At 60.0% G+C, this 2448-nt stretch carries 2 protein-coding genes; one reads left to right on the forward strand and one right to left on the reverse strand.

Annotated elements, in window-relative coordinates:
* A partial coding sequence (locus ABX749_RS29575) for a LuxR C-terminal-related transcriptional regulator (RefSeq protein WP_372899202.1) occupies positions 1–577 on the forward strand: 577 nt, incomplete at its 5' end.
* 63 nt (positions 578–640) lie between these two features.
* On the opposite strand, the gene ABX749_RS29580 is transcribed toward ABX749_RS29575, so the two are convergent.
* Positions 641–2116, reverse strand: a complete 1476-nt coding sequence (locus ABX749_RS29580; protein ID WP_372899203.1) for a sulfatase — start codon at positions 2114–2116, stop codon at positions 641–643.
* Positions 2117–2448 lie beyond the last annotated feature (332 nt).

Consider the following 2448-nt stretch of genomic DNA (forward strand, 5'->3'; position numbering starts at 1 on the left):
CGATCCGCGCATTCAACAATGGACCAGCATCGAGCAGCTGTTGTTCGAAAAGAACGTGGTCGCGCCGGTCGTCTTGGTCTTGGATGAATCGAGCGGCATGGCGGCCTCGGAAGCCGTCGCGCGGATCGCGCACGTCGTTGCAATCAACTCGATGGAACTGCCCGAGATCATCGAAACGATCCAGCACGCGATCGGACTCAGCACGCTCGTCGAGCATCAGTTCGACGTCTTGCGCTGCCATCGGCTGTATCAAGGATTGCCGGATCGTCAGCGACAAATCGTCGATTACGTCGTCGAAGGTGCACCGAACAAACAGATCGCGACGAAGCTGAAGGTGTCGGTCAAGACGATCGAGCGTGAGCGACAAAAAGCGTACCGTCAGCTGAACGTGCGCAGCACCGCGGAGATGACTCGCGTGGTGATATTGGGCAGCCTTCACGACGTCGTCTTCCCCGCGGGCAAGCCGGCCAAGCCCACCGGTGGACTTCGGCTCGACTCACGCAGCAACGGGGCTAGCCCCGTCGCCCCGATCACGACCAAGCCGACGAACGTCTTCAATCCGCAGATGCCGCGCTGACGCGCGGTCAGGTGGGATCAGCTTCCAGCTGATCAGATCGCAAGCTGGAAGCTTACGCCACCGTTAGAGTCTGGCGGGATTGACGGGAACGCTGGGGATTTTGCCGCTGGCCTTCTTGCGCAACTCCGCTCGCAACCTCTCGATCACCGCTCGGTGCCTTGCATCGGGCTCGATGGCCAGGTTCTCGAACTCCAACGGGTCGGCGCGATGATCATAGAGTTCGACGCCGGCGGCACCTTCGGCCCATTCGGTGTAGCGATAGCGGCTGGTGCGAATGCTGCACCCCATCACTTGTGTGGCCAACCGATCATCGGCAGGGCGCAAGACTTGAGTGATCGCTTGGCCGTTCCATGTCGCCAGCGGATCGTCCAGCAACGTGGCCAGATCTCGACCGGCCAGTTTCGGCGGCGCCTCGATTCCCGCGGCCGAGACAACCGTCGGGTAGATGTCCACAAACTCGACAATGCGTCGGCACGGCTGGCCATTGCCCGCAGCTCCGGGAACACGAATGATCAGCGGTGATCGGGCCGATTGTTCGAACAAGGTTCGCTTTTGCCAGATCCCGTCGTGCTCGCCGAGGTGATACCCGTGGTCGCTCCAAAACACCACGATCGTGTTCTCGGCCAATCCCAATCGTTCGACCGCATCGAGCAGCCGCCCCACTTGCGCGTCGACAAACGAAACGCACGCATAATACGCCTGGGTGGCTTTGCGGAGCGTCAGAGGATCAAGGTTGTAGTTGGGGATCGGGCAATTGTGGGCGAAGGCAGCGGTCGGGATGTCGTCGCGATCACCCGCAGGTGCATAGGGCAGCGACACCGTGTCGAGCGGATACATGTCAAAGTATTTTTTCGGCGCGACGTAGGGTGTGTGGGGCCGAAAGAAGCCGACGCCCAGAAAGAACGGCTTGTCGCGGTTGGCCTCCATCAATCGAATCGCTTCGCTGGCGATCATGCCGTCGGTTTGCTCTTCATCGCGGCCGTCGGCGGCAAGCCATGAGAGCGCCGCGCTGATCTTTCGGTGCGGTTCGGCGTTAATGATCAACGCTTCATCGGTCTTGTCGCGGCCTTTGGGATTGACGGTCAGGTTCCAGGACGGCGGATCATCGAAGCCGTCGGTGCCGATCGATGCGGGGACGTTGTAGTGATAAATCTTGCCGACGCGTGCGGCCAAGTAATTTCGTTTCTGAAAGGCTTGGGGCAACGTCACCACGTCGGGCAATTGGTCACGGAAGTGGCGGTCCAAATCGTAGACGCCGATTTCATCGGGTCGCCGCCCGGTCATGATCGACGCCCGCGTCGGATTGCACAGCGGCAACTGGTTGTAGGCGTTTAAAAAGCACACGCCCGATGCGGCCAGCCGGTCGATATTCGGCGTCTTGGCGAACGGATCGCCATAACACCCCAGCGTCGACGCCAAGTCATCGACCGCGATAAACAGAACATTGGGCGGCTCGGCGGCTTGCGATCGATTCGCAACTCCGACCAACAGCAGTGCGGCGATCGCGAAGGCTCGACTGGGCCAGGTGAATGAGTGCATATTGGATGGCAGAATGAGACGGGGCAGAATGATGAAGAGGCAGAATGAGCGGATAAGGTTGATCTGGCGCGTCGGCGCGGACACATCCTACTTCGTCAACGAGGGTTCCGCCAAACCCGAGGGGTGTCTGGGCACGCAGGGGACAGAAGAGCTGGCAAAACGATGGGGGCAAAACAATCTGTCTCCTTTAGCATCCTCGCCCCCACTCATCTCTCCACATCATTCTGCCCCGTATCATTCTGCCATCCAATATGCACTCATTCACCTGGCCCAGTCGAGCCTTCGCGATCGCCGCACTGCTGTTGGTCGGAGTTGCGAATCGATCGCAAGCC

Origin of the sequence: Stieleria sp. (assembly GCF_041595215.1) — a bacterium.
Lineage (GTDB): Bacteria > Planctomycetota > Planctomycetia > Pirellulales > Pirellulaceae > Stieleria > Stieleria magnilauensis.